Genomic DNA, 20,315 nt, shown 5'->3' on the forward strand with positions numbered 1-20,315 from the left:
TTGGCTTGCAGCTTGAAGCTTGTAACTTGCCGCTTGAATCTTGTCGCTTGCCGCTTGAAACTTGCATTTCACCTGCAAGGGGCTTCCGATGATCACCAGCAAGCTGCCGAATGTCGGCATCACCATTTTCACGCAGATGTCTCAGCTCGCGGCGCAGACCGGGGCGATCAACCTGTCTCAGGGTTTTCCGGATTTCGACGGCCCGCAGTCGCTGCGTGACGCGGTGGGTCGGCATATCGCCAGCGGCCATAACCAGTATTCGCCGATGACCGGCCTGCCGGCGCTGCGTCAGCAGATTGCCGCGAAAATCGCGCGCAGCTACGGCGCCACTGTCGATGCCGATCACGAAGTGACCGTCACGCCCGGTGCCACGCAAGCGATCTTCTGCGCCATTCAGGCGGTTATTCACAGCGGTGACGAAGTCATCGTCTTCGACCCGGCTTACGACAGTTATGAGCCGGCGGTGGAACTGGCCGGCGGCCGCTGCGTGCATGTGCAGCTGGGCTTGAAGGATTTCTCCATCGATTTCGATCAGCTCAGCGCGGCCCTGACCCCGCGTACGCGAATGATCATTCTCAACACCCCGCACAACCCGAGCGGCGCGCTGATCAGTCGTGCCGAACTGGATCAGCTGGCCGCGTTGATTCGTGATCGCGACATCTATGTGATCAGCGACGAAGTCTATGAGCACCTGGTTTTCGACGGCGTGCCGCATGTCAGCGTGCTGGCTCATGAGGAGCTGTATCAGCGCGCATTCGTGGTCAGCTCGTTCGGCAAGACCTATCACGTCACCGGCTGGAAAACCGGCTATGTCGTCGCACCGCCAGCGCTCACTGCCGAGCTGCGCAAGGTGCATCAGTACGTGAGTTTCTGCGGTGTCACGCCGCTGCAATACGCGCTGGCCGATTACATGGCCGAGCACCCTGAGCACGTCGAAGAGCTGCCGGGTTTCTATCAGGCCAAGCGCGACTTGTTCTGCGACCTGCTGGCGCCGTCGCGCTTCAGTTTCACTCGGGTCACCGGTACGTATTTCCAACTGGTCGACTATTCACAGATTCGCCCAGACCTGAATGACGTCGAGATGGCCCTGTGGATGACCCGCGAGCATGGCGTGGCAAGTATTCCGGTGTCGGTGTTCTACCAGAAACCGCCGCAAGGCCAGCGCCTGGTGCGTCTGTGCTTTGCCAAACGCGAGGAGACGCTGCGTGAAGCGGCGGCAAAACTATGCGTGATCTGAGTGCGTTGCCAGACCTCAACCTGGCGCTGATCCAGACCAGCCTGGCCTGGCATGACCGCCAGGCCAACCTCGAGCATTTCGAGGGGCTGCTGGAGCAGGCGCGTGGTGCCGATCTGATTATCTTGCCGGAAATGTTCACCACCGGTTTTTCTATGGAATCGGAAACGCTCGCCGAAGCCGAGAACGGCCCGACCAGCAAATGGTTGCGGGCGCAGGCGGCGAAATTCGACGCGGTGATCACCGGCAGCGTGATCATCCAGGCCGCCGACGGCAGCCATCGCAACCGCCTGCTGTGGGCGCGACCGGACGGCGAAGTGCTGCATTACGACAAGCGTCATCTGTTCCGCATGGCCGGTGAGCACAACCATTACACCCCCGGTGAGCGTCAGGTGCAGTTCGAATTGAAAGGCTGGCGCATTCGCCCGTTGATCTGCTACGACCTGCGCTTCCCGGTGTGGAGTCGCGATGCCCAGGACACTGACCTGCTGCTGTACACCGCCAATTGGCCCGGCGCACGGCGCCTGCACTGGAATCGCCTGTTGCCGGCTCGAGCCATCGAAAACCTCTGCTATGTGGCAGCGGTGAATCGCGTGGGCACCGATGGCAAGGGCTTCGCCTACACCGGCGACAGTCAGGTGCTGGATTTCCAGGGCGAGACGTTGCTCGCGGCGGGGGAGGCAGACGGAGTGTTCAAGGTGGTGCTGGAGGCGGCGCCGTTGGCCGCTTACCGCGAGCGGTTTCCGGCGAATCTGGATGCCGACACCTTCGAGTTCACCTGAGGTTTCCAGTGCCTGACAGGGCGCTATCGCCAGCAGGCTGGCTCCCACAGGGGTTGCGTTCACAACACAAATCCCTGTGGGAGCTAGCCTGCTAGCGATGGGGCCTGTGAAGGCGGCACAAAAAACTCAGATATAAAAAAGGCCCCGAAGCTTTCACTCCGGGGCCTTTTGCATTTCAGCGAGCAATCAAGCCGCTTTCGCCTCTGGCTGGCTCAGCGAGCGGTTCAGGGCGCTGAACAGTGCCTTGAAGCTGGCGGTGGTGATGTTCTCATCGATCCCCACGCCATGCACCGCACGTTCGCCGTTCACGCGCAGCTCGATGTAGGCCGCTGCCTTGGCGTTGGTGCCAGCGCCGATCGCGTGTTCGTTGTAATCCATGATTTCCACCGGAACCGGCAAGCCGGCCACCAGTGCTTCCAGCGCACCGTTGCCCTTGCCGCGCCAGTGCAGGTTGGTTTCGCCCTGACCCTTGCTCGCCACTTCCACTTCGACGGCGCTGTTGCCGTTTTCTTCTTGCAGGCGGTGGCTGACCAGCGCGTACGGGGTGTTGGCTTGAAGGTATTCGCTGATCAACAGCGAGTGAATCTGCTTGGCGGTCATTTCCAGGCCGAGACGGTCGGTTTCACGCTGCACCACTTGGCTGAATTCGATCTGCATGCGACGCGGCAGGCTGATGCCGTATTCCTGCTCCAGCAAGTAGGCGATGCCGCCCTTGCCCGACTGGCTGTTGACGCGGATCACCGCCTCGTAGCTGCGGCCGATGTCGGCCGGGTCGATCGGCAAGTACGGGACTTCCCAGAGAGCGTCCGGTTTCTGTTGGGAGAAGCCTTTGCGGATCGCATCCTGGTGCGAGCCGGAGAACGCGGTGTGGACCAGGTCGCCAACGTACGGGTGACGTGGGTGCACCTGGATCTGGTTGCACTCCTCTACCACTTTGCGCACGCCATCGATGTCGGAGAAATCCAGCTGCGGATCGAGGCCCTGGGTGTACATGTTCAGCGCGACGGTGACGAGGTCGACGTTACCGGTGCGCTCGCCGTTGCCGAACAGGCAGCCTTCGACGCGGTCGGCGCCGGCCATCAGGCCCAGCTCGGTGGCGGCGACGCCGGTGCCACGGTCGTTGTGGGTGTGCAGGCTGATGATCACGCTGTCACGACGGTTGATGTTGCGGCCGAACCACTCGATCTGGTCGGCGTAGACGTTTGGCGTCGCGCATTCAACGGTGGCTGGCAGGTTGAGGATCATCTTGTGCTCAGGCGTCGGGTTCCACACCTCGATCACCGCGTCACAGACTTCCTTGGCGAACTCCAGCTCAGTGGCGCTGAAGGTTTCCGGGGAGTATTCGAAGGTCCACTCGGTGTCCGGCTGCATCGCTGCGTATTTGACGAACAGCTTGGCCGCGTTGACCGCGATGGCCTTGATGCCGTCCTTGTCCTGGTTGAACACGATGCGACGGAACGACGGCGATGTAGCGTTATAGAGGTGAACGATGGCTTTCTTCGCCCCGCGCAGGGATTCGAAGGTGCGCTCGATGAGGTCTTCACGGCCCTGGGTCAGCACCTGAATGGTGGTGTCGTCCGGAATGTGTCCTTCTTCGATCAGGGTGCGCACGAAGTCGAAGTCGGTTTGCGAAGCCGCCGGGAACGATGCTTCGATTTCCTTCACACCCACTTGAACCAGGGTTTTCCAGAAGCGCAGCTTCTTTGCCGCGTCCATCGGTTCGATCAACGACTGGTTGCCGTCACGCAGGTCGGAGCTGCACCAGATCGGCGCGGTGTCGATGGTCTTCGACGGCCAGGTGCGATCCGGCAGGTTGATGACGGGAAACGCGCGGTATTTCGAAGACGGGTCTTTGAGCATGCTCATCGGGAAATTCCTTGTTGTCTGGGCCGAAAAGAGGCGGCCTGCCGGTTGAACGAATGTTCTTGGAAAAGCGTAGGACGAGGCGCAGCGATTCAGCCTGGCAGTCGTGCGCTGACGAGGCACAGGCTGCGGTGCTGGCGAAGCTGAATGAGGGTGTGAGAGGTTTTCATGCCCTCAACCCTAACCGCGAGGGGGGAGGATGGCAAGCAGTCGAAAAAAATTGAGAGGAATCCTCGGAAAGCCGGGTTCTGCGAGATTTTATTGTGCTGGAGTTCGCTGATCGTTGTAATGTTTGCGGGAGCTTTGATTGAGGCGCAATTGAGGTCGATGGGGTGTCAGGGGTGTTTGAGTACAGCATAAGCCGCCATCGCGAGCAGGCTCACTCCTACAGTTGATCGTGTTCACAACACCAGTCCAATGTAGGAGTGAGCCTGCTCGCGATGAGGCCATCAGCTTCGCTCTTTTTTTTAAGGCTGAAACGCACCAATGAAAATCGCCGGATCCACCCGCGCATCATTCAGGCTGACATTCCAGTGCATGTGCGGCCCGGTCGCCCGGCCGGTGGCGCCGACCTTGCCGACCACCGCGCCACGGGCCAGTTGCTGGCCGTTCTTCACGTCGATCTTCGACATATGGCAGAACATGCTGATAAAGCCCTGGCCATGGTCGACGAACACGGTGTTGCCGTTGAAAAAGTAGTTACCGATCAAAATCACCTTGCCCGCCGCCGGCGTCTTGATCGGCGTACCGGCTGGCACCGCGAAGTCGAGACCGGCGTGGGGGTTGCGTTCTTCGCCATTGAAGAAGCGGCGCACACCAAACTTGCTCGACAGCGGCCCGTTGACTGGTTTGTCCAGCAGCAGGTTGCTCGGCGTGTTCGGGCTGAAGCTGCGGTAGGCCTTGATCTGCTCGGCCAGTTCACCCTCGATGCGTTTAAGGTTCGACTGATCCGGATTGACCTGCTGCTTGTTCTTCAGGGTGATGCGCTGCTCCGGGTATTTCTTGCTGCCCACGGTGAAGGGCAAAGTCCGGCCGCTGCTGCTGATCTGCTGGGCACCGGGTTTGACGGTCAGCGGCACGCCGACGATCGCCAGCCAGTTGTTCTGTTCTTTCACCACCAGCACCGGTTTGCCCTGATACGTGGCTTTCGGCGCTTGTGCTGCCGCACCCAGATCCACCACCGCGACGCCGCCCGGCACTGGTTTGTTCAGCAGGCGAGTGATGTAACTGTCGGCGTAGGCGTTGAAGGTCAGGCACAGCAAAAGCAGCGGAGCGAGAAAGCGCGGCATGGATCAGTCCAGTAAAGAGAGGGTGACGGGCGTCAGGTGGTTATCCTCGACGCGCACTTGCAACTCGCCTTCGCCCAGTTTGGCTTTAAGGCGCTGGCCGGTGTGGGTCTGCGCGGCGTCGCGGATCGCGTGGCCGCGCTCGTCGAGCAGAATGCTGTAGCCACGACCGAGGGTTGCCAGCGGGCTGACCACATGCAGCGTCTGCATCTGGCTGTGCAGTTGCAGGCGACGGCTTTTCAGGCCTTCACGCATGGCCCGGGGCAGGCGGTCGGCGAGGCTGTCGAGACGCTGGCGCAGCATCGCCAACTGGCGACCCGGATGTTGCCCGGCGAGACGGGTTTCCAGGCGGATCAGGCGCTCGCGGCGGGTGTTGAGATGACGCTCGAACGCCCGGCGCATGCGCATGTCCAGATCATCCAGACGCTGCGCCTGCTGGCGCAAACGCTCACCGGGATGACGCAAACGCCGGGCCATGCCTTCCAGCCGCAGGCGGTCGCGCATCAAGCGATCACGCATGCGCATCACCAGACGGCGATGCAGGCTTTCAACCTGACGGATCAAATGGCTCGAGTCTGGCGCAAGCAGTTCGGCCGCGGCGGACGGTGTCGGCGCACGCACGTCGGCGACAAAGTCGCTGATCGATACGTCGGTTTCATGTCCAACGGCGCTGACGATCGGCGTCACGCAGGCATCGACGGCACGCGCGACGGCTTCCTCGTTGAAGCACCAGAGATCTTCCAGCGAACCGCCGCCACGGGCGAGGATCAGCGCGTCGAAACCGCGAGCATCGGCCATTTTCAACGCGCGGACGATTTGCGCGGTGGCTTCGCGGCCCTGTACGGCGGTGGGAATCAACGTCAACTGGATCTGCGGCGCGCGGCGGCGGAACACACTGATGATGTCGCGAATCACCGCGCCGGTCGGCGAACTGATGATGCCGATGCGCTGCGGATGAGCCGGCAGCGGCACTTTGCGTTCGGCGCTGAACAGACCTTCGGCGCTGAGTTTTTCCTTCAGCGCATCGAAGGCCAGGCGCAACGCGCCGTCACCGGCCGGTTCTACCGTGTCGAGAATCAGCTGGTAGTCGCCACGGCCTTCGAACAGCGAGACCTTGCCGCGCACTTTCACCGCCAAGCCGTCCTTCAACGCCTGACGCACCCGCGCGGCGTTTTGCCGGAACAACGCGCAACGCACTTGGGCGCCGCTGTCCTTGAGAGTGAAATACACATGCCCCGACGCCGGGCGGGCGAGGTTGGAAATTTCACCCTCGACCCAGATGTTGCTGAACACGTCTTCCAGCAACACCCGCGCGCGGCCGTTGAGCTGGCTGACGGTCAGGACTTCACGGTCCAGGCCGAGTCTTGCAAAGGGATCTTTAATCATGGGGCGCAGTTTAAAGGCATTTGCCGTCGGATCACCACCAATCCCCTGTAGGCCTTCGCCTGCTCGCGACAGCGGTGTGTCAGCATATATTGATGTGTCTGACCCACCGCTATCGCGAGCAGGCGAAGGCCTACAGGGGGATGGTACAGTCAGCGGCCTTATAAAGGATGCGGGCCGATGGACATTATGGAGCTGTTGGGGGCGTGGTCATGGGGCGCGGGCGGTTGGGCGGCGATCGGGCTGGGCATTGCTTTGGCCTACATCGTCTTCGGCATCGCCGGTTTCGGTACGGCGCTGGTCGCGGGGCCGATTCTGATCCTGTTCATGCCGCTGTCGAAGATCGTGCCGCTGCTGGTGCTGCTGGACTTCGTCGCAGCGTTCGGCAATTTGCTGCCGTCGCGGCGCGATGTTGCCAAGCCGGAGTTGTTACGGCTGCTGCCGTGCATGGCGATCGGTTGCACGCTGGGGGTGATCTTTCTGCTCAACCTCAAATCCGATGTGCTGCTGTTATTGATGGGGCTGTTCATCAGCGCCTATGCGATCTACAGCCTGTGGGTCAAAGCGCGGCCGGCGCAGTTGTCGGCGGCATGGGCCGTGCCGATGGGTACGGTGGGCGGATTGTTCGGTGCGTTGTTTGGCAGTGGCGGTTTTCTCTACGCGATCTATCTCAACAGCCGCTTATCCAAAGAAGCCGCGCGGGCCACGCAAAGTGCGCTGATCAGTTGCAGCACCGTGGTTCGCCTGAGTCTGTTCATTATCGCGGGCGTGTATGCCGAGCTACCCTTGTTGATATTGGCGCTGTGCCTGTTGCCGGCGATGGCGCTGGGCTTGTGGATCGGCCGGCGACTGAGCATGAAGTTGTCGCGCGAAGCGTTTGTGCGGCTGGTGACGTGGCTGGTGCTGGCCAGCGGGATTGCTCTGATCGGGCGTTATTTCAACACTTGACCGGATTTTGTCAGGGATTAAGCTGCCGGCCGCATTTCCTTTGTAGGCCTTCGCCTGCTCGCGATAGCGGTGTATCAGTTTGCATTGAAGTCACTGACAGACCGCTATCGCGAGCAGGCGAAGGCCTACAAGGTTTTCCCGGTATTTTCAGCAGGCTCGACCATGAACACGCAAAGCATCATCGTCCCGAAAATCTCCACCCTGCCGGTGCACGAACCCCGGGCGCGGGCGATCGTGCGTTGGCTGGTGCGCAAGAACATCGTCGAAGAACAACTGACCACCTGCGGGCGCACCGGCAACCGCATGGCCCACGCCATCGCCGACGGCGCCCGCGCGGTGGTGCTGCACCCCGAAGCGCTACCGTTCGGTGAGCCAATCAATGGCCTGGAGATCATCACCAAGCGCTGCATCTATACCCCGGCCAAAGGCTTTCTCGAAGAAGCCGGTTGCGCCGAATGCCGCCGCGAAGTCGGCGAAGCGCTGTTCGAAAGTCTGGAAGACTGGTTTCCCGGTCGCACCGACAATTTCACCTGCCCCGAATGCGGGCACGAAGACGACATCAACGGGTTCCTGTTCTTGCAGGAATGCGCGTTTTCCAACCTCGGTTTCATCTTCAACAATTGGCTGGAGGCGGGGTTCAAGCAGAGCTTCATCGACGAGTTCGCCGACTGGCTCGATCAACCTGTCTCGTGGGTCAAGGTGGAGCTGTAGGGCCGGGCTTTTCCTTCTATCAATTAGGCTGAGTTTTACATTGAACAGCAGGGGGTGTCTGACTATAATGGCGCGCTTCCATTTTCCCGCTCGGGAGCCCCCGCGATGCTGCGTATCAGCCAAGAAGCTCTGACATTCGACGACATTCTCCTAGTGCCCGGTTATTCCGAGGTACTTCCCAACGAAGTCAGTCTCAAGACCCGTCTTACCCGTGGCATCGAACTGAATATTCCTCTGGTTTCTGCCGCCATGGACACCGTTACTGAAGCCCGTCTGGCGATTGCCATGGCTCAGGAAGGTGGCATCGGCATTATCCACAAGAACATGACCATCGAGCAGCAAGCTGCCGAAGTGCGCAAGGTCAAGAAGTTCGAAGCCGGTGTGGTCAAGGATCCCATCACCATCGAGGCCGATGCCACGGTGCGTGATCTGTTCGAACTGACCCGTCTGCACAACATTTCCGGCGTTCCGGTACTGCACGATGGCGACCTGGTCGGCATCGTCACTTCCCGTGACGTACGTTTCGAAAACCGTCTGGAAGCCACTGTCCGCGAAGTGATGACGCCTAAAGAGCGTCTGGTCACGGTCAAGGAAGGCGCCAACAAGAACGACGTACGCGAACTGCTGCACAAGCACCGCATCGAGCGCGTGCTGATCGTCGACGACAAATTCGCCCTCAAAGGCATGATGACCGTCAACGACATCGAAAAAGCCAAAGCCTACCCGCTGGCCAGCAAGGACGATCAAGGTCGTCTGCGTGTCGGCGCGGCGGTCGGCACCGGTAAAGACACCGGTGATCGCGTCACCGCATTGGTCAACGCTGGCGTGGACGTGGTGGTGGTCGACACCGCGCACGGTCATTCCAAAGGCGTGATCGACCGCGTTCGCTGGGTCAAAGAGAACTTCCCTGAAGTGCAGGTGATCGGCGGCAACATCGCCACCGGCGCCGCTGCCAAGGCGCTGGCCGAGGCGGGCGCCGATGCGGTCAAGGTCGGTATCGGCCCTGGCTCGATCTGCACCACCCGTATCGTCGCCGGTGTCGGCGTGCCGCAAATCAGCGCGATCGCCAACGTCGCCGCCGCCCTTGAAGGCACTGGCGTGCCGTTGATCGCCGACGGCGGCATCCGCTTCTCCGGTGACCTGTCCAAGGCCATCGTCGCCGGTGCGTCCTGCGTGATGATGGGTTCGATGTTCGCCGGTACTGAAGAAGCGCCGGGCGAGATCGAACTGTTCCAGGGCCGTTCGTACAAGGCTTATCGCGGCATGGGTTCGCTGGGCGCCATGTCCCAGGCCCAGGGTTCTTCCGATCGCTACTTCCAGGATTCCTCGGCCGGTGCCGAGAAGCTGGTACCGGAAGGCATCGAAGGCCGCGTGCCGTACAAAGGCACCCTGAGCGCGATCATTCACCAGTTGATGGGCGGTCTGCGTTCCTCGATGGGTTACACCGGCAGCGCCAACATCGAAGAAATGCGCACCAAACCTGAGTTCGTGCGGATCACCGGTGCAGGCATGGCCGAATCCCACGTTCACGACGTGCAGATCACCAAGGAAGCGCCAAACTACCGCGTAGGTTGAGGCTTTCAGCAAAACGTTCAATCACCGGGGCTGTTCATTCAGCCCCGAGTTGTTTCTGATTCACTACATGAGAATGAGTCATGGCCCTCGACATTCACGCTCACCGCATCCTGATCCTCGACTTCGGTTCGCAATACACCCAACTGATTGCCCGCCGCGTGCGCGAGATCGGCGTGTACTGCGAACTGCACCCGTTCGACATGGACGAAGATGCGATCCGCGAATTCGCCCCTAAGGGCGTCATCCTCGCCGGCGGCCCCGAGTCCGTGCACGAAGCCAACAGCCCGCGCTGCCCACAGGCCGTGTTCGACCTGGGCGTGCCGGTTTTCGGTATCTGCTACGGCATGCAGACCATGGCCGAGCAACTGGGCGGCAAGGTTGAAGGTTCCGAACTGCGTGAGTTCGGCTACGCCCGCGTTGACGTGGTTGGCAAGAGCCGTCTGCTCGACGGCATCGAAGACCACATCGACGCCGATGGCCTGTTCGGCCTCGACGTGTGGATGAGCCACGGTGACAAAGTCACGAAGATGCCGGAAGACTTCCACATCCTCGCCAGCACCCCGAGCTGCCCGATTGCCGGCATGTTCAACGACGATCGCGCTTACTACGGCGTGCAGTTCCACCCGGAAGTGACCCACACCAAGCAGGGTGGCCGCATCCTCTCGCGTTTCGTGCTCGACATCTGCGGCTGCGAAGCCCTGTGGACGCCGTCGAAGATCGCTGAAGACGCGATCGCCAACATCCGCGCTCAGGTCGGCACCGACAACGTCCTGTTGGGCCTGTCCGGCGGTGTCGACTCCTCGGTCGTTGCTGCGCTGCTGCACAAAGCCATCGGTGATCAACTGACCTGCGTGTTCGTCGACAACGGCCTGCTGCGTCTGCACGAAGGCGAGCAAGTGATGGCCATGTTCGCCGAGAACATGGGCGTCAAGGTGATCCGCGCCAACGCCGAAGAGCAGTTCCTCAACAACCTGGCCGGCGAAGCCGACCCGGAGAAGAAGCGCAAGATCATTGGCCGTACCTTCATCGACGTGTTCGATGCCCAGTCCAACAAACTGGAAAACATCAAGTACCTCGCTCAGGGCACCATCTACCCGGACGTGATCGAGTCGGCTGGCGCAAAAAGCGGCAAGGCTCACGTGATCAAGTCGCACCACAACGTGGGCGGCCTGCCGGAAGAGATGAACCTGAAACTGGTCGAGCCACTGCGCGAACTGTTCAAGGACGAAGTCCGTCGTCTGGGCCTGGAACTCGGCCTGCCGTACGACATGGTCTACCGTCACCCGTTCCCGGGCCCGGGCCTGGGCGTGCGCATCCTCGGCGAAGTGAAAAAGGAATACGCCGACCTGCTGCGTCGTGCCGACCACATCTTCATCGAAGAACTGCGCAAGGCCGACTGGTACCACAAGGTCAGCCAGGCTTTCGTGGTGTTCCAGCCAGTCAAATCGGTGGGCGTGGTCGGCGACGGCCGTCGTTACGCCTGGGTCGTGGCCCTGCGTGCCGTAGAAACCATCGACTTCATGACCGCGCGTTGGGCACACCTGCCTTACGAACTGCTGGAAACCGTCTCCGGCCGCATCATCAATGAAATCGAAGGCATTTCGCGCGTCACCTACGACGTGTCGAGCAAGCCACCGGCGACGATTGAGTGGGAGTGATCCTGCGCATGCCAAAAAGTCTGTAATCAAGAAAGCCCGCTGAATTGCGGGCTTTCGCATTTTTGCGTTTCGTACTTTCCGAAAAACATTTCATTACAACCGGACGAGCGCGACGCTACCGGTGGCTCGGTGTGTCTTGCCTCTTGGTGTGCTACCTTGTGTAGCAGAATGATCAAGCCGTTTGGGGTATCCAATCCATGAACAACAAGCTGAATACCTATGGTGTATCCATAGTGGAGAGGCCTAAAATCAAAGCCACCAAAAAGCTGGACTTGGGTGGTGACCAAGGTAAGCAGATCGTTTACTCAGAAACGAAGCTCGTTCTCAGAACTCACCAGAAGACTTTCAAGAAGCTGGCTGACATGTAATGGAATTGATCTTCTTTCCATTTGAGCGGGTCGTTGAAATAAACACTCAGATTTTGACTACCGAGCCCGGCATGAGAGGGCGGATAAATATTCCAATCCTGCAAGGTGCGCTGGCCAGAATCGACAACGCGATTGCTTATAATGGCCTCGATGATGTATTCGAAATTGCCGCCAAATACACTGCCAGCATCGCGCAGGGCCACGCATTGCCCGATGCCAACAAGCGCACCGGGCTTGCAGTCGGCCTCGAATACCTTTCTCTAAATGATTATGAAATTACCTTGGACAATGATCTGCTAGCGGATGCCGTTAGAGACTTGGTTACTGGGGATATTAACGAGCAAGACTTTGCTGATATTCTTTACTCCAGCTTCAGGGCTTCTCAAAGTCAGACTTAGTATCTGGAGTTCTTGTCATGGTTACTGGCTTGATTAGCTGAAGTTTTGATAAGCAATAATATTGGCTTGATGGATTTTCATCTTCTGTTGTTAATTTTGTAGAACTATTCCCTCAGCAGCTCGATTAACAAAAAACCCTTGGCCTCAAGCCAAGGGTTTTTTCGTTTCATGAGCCTGCAAGCGATTCAGGTGGGCAGGCGACTTTGCAGGGTCAGGCCGATCTCTATCAGCCGTTCGGATAGCGCGGCGAGGTCGCGGAACATGATGCCGCTGATTCGAGGCATCGACTGGGCCCAAATGTAGACCTGGCCGTCCCTCCGGCTATTCACCGCTGTTCGCACCAGATTGCCTGAGCTGTCGCGGCGTACCAGTGTGTAGGCATTCTGGTTTTTTTCGATCAGAAACATGCCATTGCGATGCAGCAGCTTTTCCTGCGCGGCAGGCGTCCATTGCGGTACAGGTGATTCGACCTGCAAACGCAGGTCAGCGTAGAGCACGTCTGAGGAGGCGCGGGTCGATGCGCCGTTATCAAACGGGCCGCGCGCGACTTTCAGGCCGGAATCGATACTGACGCCTGCTTCTCCTGCGGACGAGACCTCCTCGATCCGTAATCCGATGCCGCCCATGTGTTCGCTTATTCCCGGCAAACTTCTGAACGTATTGGTATCCGTTGCCTCGCTCAAGGCAACCCATTTGCCGGGTCTGTTGAGAATTGCGTCACCCCTTATGATTCGGCTGCTCAGGCGAATGCGTATTAGCTGTTCTTCAATCGAGGTAAGCGGTACCTTCGGCTTGTAGCTATGAGCAACATCCAGGCCCTGGACCCGGACGCCATTTGCCTGTGCGGTCTTCACCAGCTCAAGGATGTTGAACCTTGCATTGGGGTCGGTGCCTAGGCTGCTCAGATAGGTACGCAGGTCCTGCGACATCTCTCCCGACAGGAAGAATTCGTTGAGATCAGTCTGAGCAAAATCACTGAGCAATCCACGGACATAGAGCATATTGATGTGCCGTGCGAACGCCGGCATGTTCTCGATCATGAAGCGCATGCTGGCGATGCGATCCAGCGTTTCGCCAATCACCAGGCCATTGCTGTTGGCGAAAATGCTGTCAATCAGTTCTCCCGTCGGCATCGCCGGAGTGACCTGCGGGATGACCGGCCGTGGGGGCAGGTTGGCCCAGCTCAGTTCCGAGTAGAACTCCTTGGCCTCGTTGAGCAGACTGGCGCGCTTTTCGCCGAAGTAGACGGCGAACGCCTCGGCAGTCGATCGATTGTCGCGGGCGGCGCCGGGCAGCGTAACGGGGGAGTCAGGCAGGTTCATCGCCCACCTTCTGAGTGCCGGCATGTCCATCCCCTTCACTTCGTGAAGCGGCGTGACCAGACGCAGCGGACGGGCAGACGAGGGAATCGGCTCGACCAACGGCAGCTCCGGCGAAGGCGTTGTGGAAGACGGCTCGGAGGTCGTGTCGGCGTCCGGTATGCAAGCCTTGCCCATGCATTGACCGCCGCCCCTGAGCCGCAACGCAGGTAGGCGTTGCCACTTGCCGCCAGCACCGAAGCGTACGGGCAGCGAATACGCGAACTGATTGGGGCGCTCAGGATCGACGATCGCCCAGTGGCCGCTCTCCTCGGAGTCGTCAAAGTAGCGCACGTAATACGCGTCGTCGCCGATTTTGATCGCGTAGCGTGGCTCCTTGTCGAGACGGTAGATACCTTCAAATTTCCCTGGGGCCGCCTGGACGGTGTCCGGTACCAGTACCTCGTTGCATCGGTAGCGAATAGGAATGCCTGGCACGGGGGCAGCGGCGGTCGTGGAGGTCGGGGCGGGTGTGGCGGGTGTGGCGGGGGGCGTTTCGATGGGAAGGTCGTTTGCCAACTCATTGTTGGCTTCTTCAACCACCGTGGCTGGCGGCGGCTCCACGGGGGGCAGGAGAGGCGTGTTCGCCGAAGTGAACTCGACCAACCCGGCCATTTCTTCGGCTTCGGCAAACTCGACCTGCGGGCCGACTTCCAGCTGCGCGCCCGTGCCGATCAGAAACGGCACATCCAACACAATTTCGATACCGTTGAGCACTGCATTGGCAAGACCCGTTTTGCGTTCGGCGGCTGTGGTGCCGTTGACGGCCTGATCGATGTTCAGCCCCATGTTGGCGATGCTCGCGCCGATCAACGGCAACGCCGCAGGCCAGCCCACCGCCGCCATCGGGCCGAATACTTTCAGACCGGCGCTCAAATAACCTGTCCAGAGTTTTTTGCGCAGGTCGCTGTTGGAGGTCAGCACCAGCTGTGCCTCGGCGACCATGGCGCTGCGCGTCGATTCGCTTAACCAGGTGAACGCGTCACCGGCGACAGCGACATTGCTGCGATTGATCATCTGGTGATTGCTATGGCCCCAGGCGCTCACCAGGCGGTTCATCAGATCGGTGAGGTTCTCGCTGATGCGGTGACTCTCGGCGAGCGGGAAATGCTTGAGGAATGCGCTGCGTTTGTCCTCGTAATTCATCTGCTCAAGCAGCCACCAATGCAGATCAGCCTCCGTGTCCATCAAGCGAAAAGCCGGGGATTCGCCTGGCAGGTAAAGGGTCTGCCGGCCGCTGTCTTCCACCAGACGCAGCACATCGGTGGCAACGTGACCATCGACATCCATTGCGCGTACTTCAGCGCCGACCGGGTAGGTCGCTTGCAGCATCTGCAGGGTGACGGGCCAGGTTATCGGCCCGATGACCGAGGCAATGATGCGCTGAAAATCATCGCCTTCAAGTTCATTCTGTTGCAGCGCCTGCACCGCCTGACTGAGGAAACTGCACTTGGCCAGGACGCGAAAGTCATCCGCCGAGGTTTGCCAGAATTTGTTTAATTGCGCGGTGTAGCGCGTACTGAAATCGATTTCCCAGAACACTTTCAGAACATCGCTGCCAAGCAAGCGCACTTCATTGCCTTGATTGAAATTCTCGGCGTCCGGTCCCTCCGAATAAAAGCCACCGTAGAGGCCGAGCAGGTCGGCGTTGTCTTGATCGGTCGCGCGAAAGCGATGAATGACCAGTTGCGTGAGGGTCAGCGTTTCGTAGGGCTTTTCCAGCAAATGTTCCCAACCGGTAAAGGTCAGCGTGCTGCTCTGCGCAGTTTTGAAACGATGGAAATACACCCGGTCGGGATCGAGGTCGGACAGACCTTTGGCCATCAGCAGTTCGCTGGCAACTTGACGCGCCGCGTCATACAGACCCGGGCAGGTCGTCACGAGGGTCGTGGCGAGGGCTTTCAGGGCGGTTTTGTCTGCTGCGTTGGGCAGCAGACGGCGTTCGGGAGCGGTCATGAGTTTTTCATCCTTGAGAAAACAAGGATCGAGCATGACTGACTCGCCCAGGGCGAGTGCGTTACCCGGCTATCGTCGGGTGTTCTGTTGATGTTCTGCGAATGCTGCTGCACTTATCAAAGAAATTGCGACCGAATCAGATCCGTGTCGAACGGCGTCAGCCCTTGATCTGGCGAGAAGACCGTTTGCGCCTGCTGTGCAGAGGCCACTCGTACGCCTCGTGCCCGCACATGTAAATCGAAAAGCGTGTGCAGATCCGGCCGCGGTGTATGCACCAAGGCGCGCAGCATCAGCGAAACTCCGCTGAGGTTGTTGTCGACGTTGTTCCAGCGGGGCGATGAGGTCAGCCCCAGGTCGGCCCAGATCATGCGTCTCTCGTGTAAGTCCACTACGAAGGGCAGGCAGATACCGGTGTCCGAGGCGATATCGATGCGATCGACCACGGAACGCGGCTCGAACACTTCACCCGATGCCGTATCGGCGCGAGCCATCCAGCCTGCGAAGCATTCAGGAAGGTCACAATATGGCTGCCGGGTAAACGAGTTGAGGGAGGTCACGACATAGCGGATACCTTTCTCGACGAGAACATCAAGGTCTAGGTCGATGAACTCGGAAGCCCCCTCGGGCGCGTCGACGATGTCGCCGCTGTGGTAACCGCCGTAACCTTTGAGGTTGTAGTACGCGACCGCGTCCTTGAAGACGAAGTCGGCGTCGAAGAAGACAGCGGACAAATCGATATCCGTGCGCTCACGGCCATTCTTCCACCACAGAAACAGGCGAATGAAACGCGTATCGGGCATCGGCAATCGACTGCCGCGTACCAGCGTGCGCAGGGATTTCGCTGCGGCCCGCTGTGCCAGTGGCACTCGATATTCGCGCAATGCAGGGTCGACGAAGCAGCGGCCCAGCGGTGGCAACGATGCAAAGCGCGTTATCAGGGCGTGTTCACATATCTGTGCGGCACGCGCCAATACTGGTGGTGCGATTGAATCACGACGATCTTTGGTGCCGAAGACTTTGGCCAGCGCTCCTTTCGGTGTAAACGCCCGCAAGGGCAGGGGGCGCGGGGCTTGTACCTGAGCCAGCAACTGCAGCAGAACAGGCGAGGACACTTTCGCTGCAACAGTTTCAAAAGCGTCGAGTACCGCGTCTGGATCGGTGGCACGCCGCAATGTTACATCCAGACGTCGGGCGAATTCTCCGGGACGATCTTGCAGCACGGGTGTCAGCGCGGCGATCTGGCGTTGGGCAAGCATGGTTTCGACACGGGACCCAAACGAAGCCGGCGCATCGTTGCGCCGCGCTGCGGTGATGGCGGCGAAAGCTTGCGGATACTTGTCAGCGTAATCGCCCGGATGCAGGACTTCGGCCAGGCGTTTCCAACGTTCAGGCTGGCGCATCACATCTTCCGTAGCGTTGGGCGCGCGGTCGAGCAGGCGCAACAGCCGGCGACGCATCGAACGCTTCATTTTGCAGAAGCGCGTCAGCGCTGTCGCCAGCGACACGTCCCCACCATGCAAGGCGATCGCCACGCGCAGCACGTCGGTTGCTGTTTCGACGTTTTGTTCCAGAAATGCCTCTACCCCGGTGTTGTCACCAATATGCAGAATCAACGCTCCGGCGACCAGTGCACGAATTTCGCGGAACGGGATGGTCTCGGGCAACAGACGGAACACGTCGTTTTTATAGGTTTGAATAAACCAGATGACATCGGCGGCTTCCTCGTCGGATAGCGAGGTGCGCGATGAAACCAGCGGTTCGAGCAGTGACTCGAATTCGCTGACGCTTCCCGGTTCGATCACCCAATGGATGAAGTTGCCTTCAAGCAGGGCCGGCCGAACCTGTTCACTGGGCGGCAAGCGTCGCAGGGTGTGATAGTGCAGGACGGCGTTGAGATACAACTCCGCCTCTGAAGCCTCGAGGACCTGATTGGGGAAATCGGGATAAAACGGTCGGTGATGGACGTGAGCGCCGCTGCGTCGCCGAAGTACTCGGATAACCTCACGCAGCCAACTCCTGAGTTCTTCCGCAGAGAGCATGCCAATTTGCTCAACCAGCGGCTCGGAAAACACGCATCGGAACGCCGTGACTTCTTTGACAGCCGATGCGACCTGCGCACGCGTGGCTCCGCCGGTACCCGCAGGGACGTGAAATTTAGTACGGCGCCGCAGGAACAGCTCCTGATTGATCATGATTTCTTCCTTGGTCGCCGTTTCCAGTGAGCGGAGGCTCACCTGTGCAATTGATACGAAAACGCCTGCAATAAGCAGGCGCAGTGTGGAGAGCGGAACCCCTAGTTCATAGGGGATAGAAGGAAGGTGTTCCATAGCCACGGCGGCATACTAACGGAGGTCATCGGATTTGTCAGCGAACCACATATTTTGAAACCAGCTCGCTTGACAGCGGCTGTCAACGCCGCGCCACATCCGAAAAATAGAACTTGTCCAGCGTATGCCGTGACTCGGTGTACTCGAACTGCCGGCCGTCCTGCAAGAAGGTCTGGTTGCTGACTACGATGACGTGGCTCTGGCCGTCGAGGTCCAGATGCAGTTGATCGTCCTTGCTGCGCGGTACGGCTTCGATGGTGCGCTGGGCGTAGGCGATCTGTAATTGCAGGGTCTGCTCGATGTGGGCGTAGATCGACTGCTCAGCGATATCCAGAGACAGCCCGGGAATAACGTCGCTGACGAAGTGGTTGATGTCGAGGATCACCCGTTTGCCGTCAATCCGCCGCACGCGCTTGATCCGCGTGATCAGGCTGCCGGGTTCGGCATGGATGTGTTCGAGCAGGGCGCCTTCGAGGGCGAACTGACTCAGCTCGACCACTTCGGTGCTGACGTCGTTGCCCAGGCGCGGGTAGGTCTCCTGGAAGCTGACGATGCCGCCGAGCTGAAACTCGATCGGGTTGGTCGAAAGTACGAAGGTGCCTTTGCCGTGGATTTTCTGGGCGAAGCCGCGTTCCTGCAGCAGTTCGATAGCCTTGCGCACCGTGCCGCGGCTGGCCTGGTAGCTGTCCATGAGCTCGGTTTCGGACGGCAGCCGGGCACCGCGCTCCAGGCGTTCAGTGGTGATGCTGGCCAGCAGATCGTTGTAGATCTGGTTGTATTTGCTCATGGATGGGCTCGGTGCCGAGGCTGCTCAAAGCTTCGAACCTTAAGGCCAGGGTAGGGCTTTGTCCATGTGGACGATAGAAATCTGCCTAGGGCCAAGTAGGAAAATTCGCCGTTGGTCTGGCGGGAATATGCACAAACAAACTCGTACAGACGAGTTGTTGCATTAACTCGTCTGTACGAGTATTTTTCGCTTCGGCGTGCTGCCAATAACAACAATCCACAGCGGAAGAACAAGCATGAGCCACGACTACCCGAACATCGCCAGGGACTTGCTGCAAAGCCTCGGTGGCGCCGACAACCTCGAGCAGGCCGCGCATTGCGTCACGCGTTTGCGTCTGGCTCTGAAAGACCCGAGCCTGGTCGACACCGCTACGCTCAACCAGATCGATCTGGTCAAAGGCTCGTTCTTCACAGGCGGCCTTTATCAGGTGGTGATTGGTCCGGGGGAAGTGGAAAAGGTCTATGCCGAACTGCGCAAGCAGACCGGTCTCGCTGCGTCGACGATTGCCGACGTTAAACAAAAAAGCGCGGAGAAGATCAACGCCATGCAACGGCTGGTGCGGGTGTTCTCCGACGTGTTCATGCCGATCCTGCCGGCGCTGATCATTGCCGGCCTGCTGATGGGCATCAACAACCTGCTCGGCGCCAAAGGCATGTTCATCGACGGGCAGACGCTGCTCGATGCCTATCCGAAACTCGACGGGCTGTGGAGCCTGATCAACCTGATGGCCAACACTTCGTTCGTGTTTCTGCCGGCGCTGGTGGGCTGGTCGGCGGCAAAGCGCTTTGGCGGCAGCGAAATTCTCGGCATCGTGCTCGGCCTGATGCTCGTCCATCCGGACCTGCTCAACGCCTGGAACTACGGTAAAGCGGTGGCCGGGCTGGACGGGCAGCAACTGCCGTACTTCGACATCCTCGGTTTGTTCCAGGTGGAAAAGGTCGGTTACCAAGGGCAGATTTTGCCGATCCTGCTCGCTGCCTACGTCATGAGCGTGATCGAAAAATGGTTGCGCGCCCGCGTGCCCAACGCCATTCAATTACTGGTGGTGCCGATCACCACCATTGTCGTCACCGGCGTGCTGGCGCTGGCGATCATCGGTCCGGTGACGCGGCATATCGGCATCTACATTACCGAAGGTCTGGTGATGCTGTTTGATCTGGCGCCGTTGGTGGGTGGACTGATTTTCGGGCTGCTGTATGCGCCGCTGGTGATCACCGGCATGCACCACATGTTTCTCGCCGTGGACCTGCAATTGATCTCGAGCCAGGGCGGCACCTTCATCTGGCCGATGATCGTCATGTCCAACCTCGCCCAAGGCAGTGCGGCGCTGGCGGTGTTCTGGATGACGCGCAATGCGCGGGACAAGAGCATGGCATCGACCTCGGCGATTTCCGCTTATTTCGGTATCACCGAGCCGGCGATGTTCGGCGTCAACCTTCGCTACAAGTTTCCGTTTTATGCGGCGCTGGCTGGCTCTGCGCTCGGCTGCATATTCCTTTCATTGAACCGCATCCAGGCCTCGGCGATTGGCGTCGGCGGTCTGCCGGGGTTCATTTCGATCATTCCGCAGTACATCCCGATGTTCGTGATCGGGATGCTGATTGCCATGCTCGTGCCGTTCGTTCTGACCTGCGCGCTGAGCATGAAGATTGTCCGTCCCGGTTTTCGGGTTGCCTGAGAT

The 20,315-nt window shown here is 59.6% G+C and carries 15 protein-coding genes; 9 read left to right on the forward strand and 6 right to left on the reverse strand.

The window, feature by feature from the left end; genetic code table 11:
* The first annotated feature begins 88 nt into the window (after positions 1-88).
* The gene (locus BLU24_RS06925; protein WP_093098586.1) at positions 89-1,237 is read left to right on the forward strand and encodes a pyridoxal phosphate-dependent aminotransferase; all 1,149 of its coding nucleotides are present in this window, start codon (positions 89-91) and stop codon (positions 1,235-1,237) included.
* Positions 1,225-2,016, forward strand: coding sequence for an amidohydrolase (locus BLU24_RS06930; RefSeq protein ID WP_093106492.1), 792 nt, complete (start codon positions 1,225-1,227; stop codon positions 2,014-2,016). Before BLU24_RS06925 ends, BLU24_RS06930 begins: the two co-directional genes overlap by 13 nt.
* 186 nt (positions 2,017-2,202) lie before the next feature.
* Here BLU24_RS06930 and leuA read toward each other — a convergent pair whose 3' ends face one another.
* From leuA to xseA, 3 genes are all read right to left on the reverse strand, one after another.
* Positions 2,203-3,882, reverse strand: a complete 1,680-nt coding sequence (gene leuA / locus BLU24_RS06935; RefSeq protein ID WP_090286008.1) for a 2-isopropylmalate synthase — start codon at positions 3,880-3,882, stop codon at positions 2,203-2,205.
* A 464-nt stretch (positions 3,883-4,346) separates the two neighbouring features.
* Positions 4,347-5,168, reverse strand: coding sequence for a M23 family metallopeptidase (locus tag BLU24_RS06950; protein WP_093098592.1), 822 nt, complete (start codon positions 5,166-5,168; stop codon positions 4,347-4,349).
* Positions 5,169-5,171: 3 nt separating this feature from the next.
* The gene (xseA, locus tag BLU24_RS06955; RefSeq protein ID WP_093098596.1) at positions 5,172-6,551 is read right to left on the reverse strand and encodes an exodeoxyribonuclease VII large subunit; all 1,380 of its coding nucleotides are present in this window, start codon (positions 6,549-6,551) and stop codon (positions 5,172-5,174) included.
* Between the two features lie 177 nt (positions 6,552-6,728).
* Between xseA and BLU24_RS06960 the strand changes: the two genes are divergently transcribed.
* The 6 genes from BLU24_RS06960 to BLU24_RS06985 all read left to right on the forward strand — a co-directional run bounded on the left by BLU24_RS06960 (position 6,729) and on the right by BLU24_RS06985 (position 12,206).
* Complete coding sequence (locus BLU24_RS06960; RefSeq protein WP_093098599.1) at positions 6,729-7,496, forward strand: sulfite exporter TauE/SafE family protein; 768 nt, start codon at positions 6,729-6,731, stop codon at positions 7,494-7,496.
* Positions 7,497-7,658: 162 nt separating this feature from the next.
* The gene (locus tag BLU24_RS06965) at positions 7,659-8,207 is read left to right on the forward strand and encodes a sugar ABC transporter ATPase (protein WP_090285997.1); all 549 of its coding nucleotides are present in this window, start codon (positions 7,659-7,661) and stop codon (positions 8,205-8,207) included.
* A gap of 105 nt (positions 8,208-8,312) precedes the next feature.
* Positions 8,313-9,782, forward strand: coding sequence for an IMP dehydrogenase (gene guaB, locus BLU24_RS06970; protein WP_093098602.1), 1,470 nt, complete (start codon positions 8,313-8,315; stop codon positions 9,780-9,782).
* Positions 9,783-9,862: 80 nt separating this feature from the next.
* A complete protein-coding gene (gene guaA / locus BLU24_RS06975; protein ID WP_042608327.1) occupies positions 9,863-11,440 on the forward strand; it encodes a glutamine-hydrolyzing GMP synthase in 1,578 nt (525 codons plus the stop codon).
* A 197-nt stretch (positions 11,441-11,637) separates the two neighbouring features.
* Positions 11,638-11,808, forward strand: coding sequence for an acetyltransferase (locus tag BLU24_RS06980; RefSeq protein WP_093098605.1), 171 nt, complete (start codon positions 11,638-11,640; stop codon positions 11,806-11,808).
* Positions 11,808-12,206, forward strand: coding sequence for a type II toxin-antitoxin system death-on-curing family toxin (locus tag BLU24_RS06985; protein WP_093098608.1), 399 nt, complete (start codon positions 11,808-11,810; stop codon positions 12,204-12,206). Before BLU24_RS06980 ends, BLU24_RS06985 begins: the two co-directional genes overlap by 1 nt.
* 185 nt (positions 12,207-12,391) lie before the next feature.
* Here the strand turns inward: BLU24_RS06985 and BLU24_RS06990 are convergent, their stop codons facing one another.
* The 3 genes from BLU24_RS06990 to treR all read right to left on the reverse strand — a co-directional run bounded on the left by BLU24_RS06990 (position 12,392) and on the right by treR (position 18,634).
* On the reverse strand, positions 12,392-15,556 hold the full coding sequence (locus BLU24_RS06990) for a membrane-targeted effector domain-containing toxin (RefSeq protein ID WP_231990195.1): 3,165 nt from the start codon (positions 15,554-15,556) through the stop codon (positions 12,392-12,394).
* 80 nt (positions 15,557-15,636) lie between these two features.
* Positions 15,637-17,712 (reverse strand): TerD family protein, encoded by a 2,076-nt coding sequence (locus BLU24_RS06995; protein WP_231990196.1) that lies wholly within the window; start codon positions 17,710-17,712, stop codon positions 15,637-15,639.
* A gap of 217 nt (positions 17,713-17,929) precedes the next feature.
* A complete protein-coding gene (treR, locus tag BLU24_RS07000) occupies positions 17,930-18,634 on the reverse strand; it encodes a trehalose operon repressor (RefSeq protein ID WP_093098614.1) in 705 nt (234 codons plus the stop codon).
* 235 nt (positions 18,635-18,869) lie between these two features.
* Here treR and treP point away from each other — a divergent pair, with 235 nt between their 5' ends.
* Complete coding sequence (treP, locus tag BLU24_RS07005) at positions 18,870-20,312, forward strand: PTS system trehalose-specific EIIBC component (protein ID WP_090285989.1); 1,443 nt, start codon at positions 18,870-18,872, stop codon at positions 20,310-20,312.
* The last annotated feature ends 3 nt before the right edge of the window (positions 20,313-20,315 follow it).

The sequence above is a fragment of the Pseudomonas sp. Z003-0.4C(8344-21) genome (genome assembly GCF_900104975.1).
Taxonomy (GTDB): Bacteria; Pseudomonadota; Gammaproteobacteria; order Pseudomonadales; family Pseudomonadaceae; genus Aquipseudomonas; species Aquipseudomonas granadensis.

Excerpts from the sequence above, each read along its gene's own strand:
- BLU24_RS06980 (WP_093098605.1), top strand. The coding sequence starts at position 11,638 with ATGAACAACAAGCTGAATACCTATGGTGTATCCATAGTGGAGAGGCCT.
- BLU24_RS06960 (WP_093098599.1), top strand. The coding sequence starts at position 6,729 with ATGGACATTATGGAGCTGTTGGGGGCGTGGTCATGGGGCGCGGGCGGT.
- treR (WP_093098614.1), bottom strand. The coding sequence starts at position 18,634 with ATGAGCAAATACAACCAGATCTACAACGATCTGCTGGCCAGCATCACC.
- BLU24_RS06950 (WP_093098592.1), bottom strand. The coding sequence starts at position 5,168 with ATGCCGCGCTTTCTCGCTCCGCTGCTTTTGCTGTGCCTGACCTTCAAC.
- BLU24_RS06925 (WP_093098586.1), top strand. The coding sequence starts at position 89 with ATGATCACCAGCAAGCTGCCGAATGTCGGCATCACCATTTTCACGCAG.
- BLU24_RS06930 (WP_093106492.1), top strand. The coding sequence starts at position 1,225 with ATGCGTGATCTGAGTGCGTTGCCAGACCTCAACCTGGCGCTGATCCAG.
- BLU24_RS06995 (WP_231990196.1), bottom strand. The coding sequence starts at position 17,712 with ATGATCAATCAGGAGCTGTTCCTGCGGCGCCGTACTAAATTTCACGTC.
- xseA (WP_093098596.1), bottom strand. The coding sequence starts at position 6,551 with ATGATTAAAGATCCCTTTGCAAGACTCGGCCTGGACCGTGAAGTCCTG.
- leuA (WP_090286008.1), bottom strand. The coding sequence starts at position 3,882 with ATGAGCATGCTCAAAGACCCGTCTTCGAAATACCGCGCGTTTCCCGTC.
- treP (WP_090285989.1), top strand. The coding sequence starts at position 18,870 with ATGAGCCACGACTACCCGAACATCGCCAGGGACTTGCTGCAAAGCCTC.
- BLU24_RS06990 (WP_231990195.1), bottom strand. The coding sequence starts at position 15,556 with ATGCTCGATCCTTGTTTTCTCAAGGATGAAAAACTCATGACCGCTCCC.
- BLU24_RS06965 (WP_090285997.1), top strand. The coding sequence starts at position 7,659 with ATGAACACGCAAAGCATCATCGTCCCGAAAATCTCCACCCTGCCGGTG.
- guaB (WP_093098602.1), top strand. The coding sequence starts at position 8,313 with ATGCTGCGTATCAGCCAAGAAGCTCTGACATTCGACGACATTCTCCTA.
- BLU24_RS06985 (WP_093098608.1), top strand. The coding sequence starts at position 11,808 with ATGGAATTGATCTTCTTTCCATTTGAGCGGGTCGTTGAAATAAACACT.
- guaA (WP_042608327.1), top strand. The coding sequence starts at position 9,863 with ATGGCCCTCGACATTCACGCTCACCGCATCCTGATCCTCGACTTCGGT.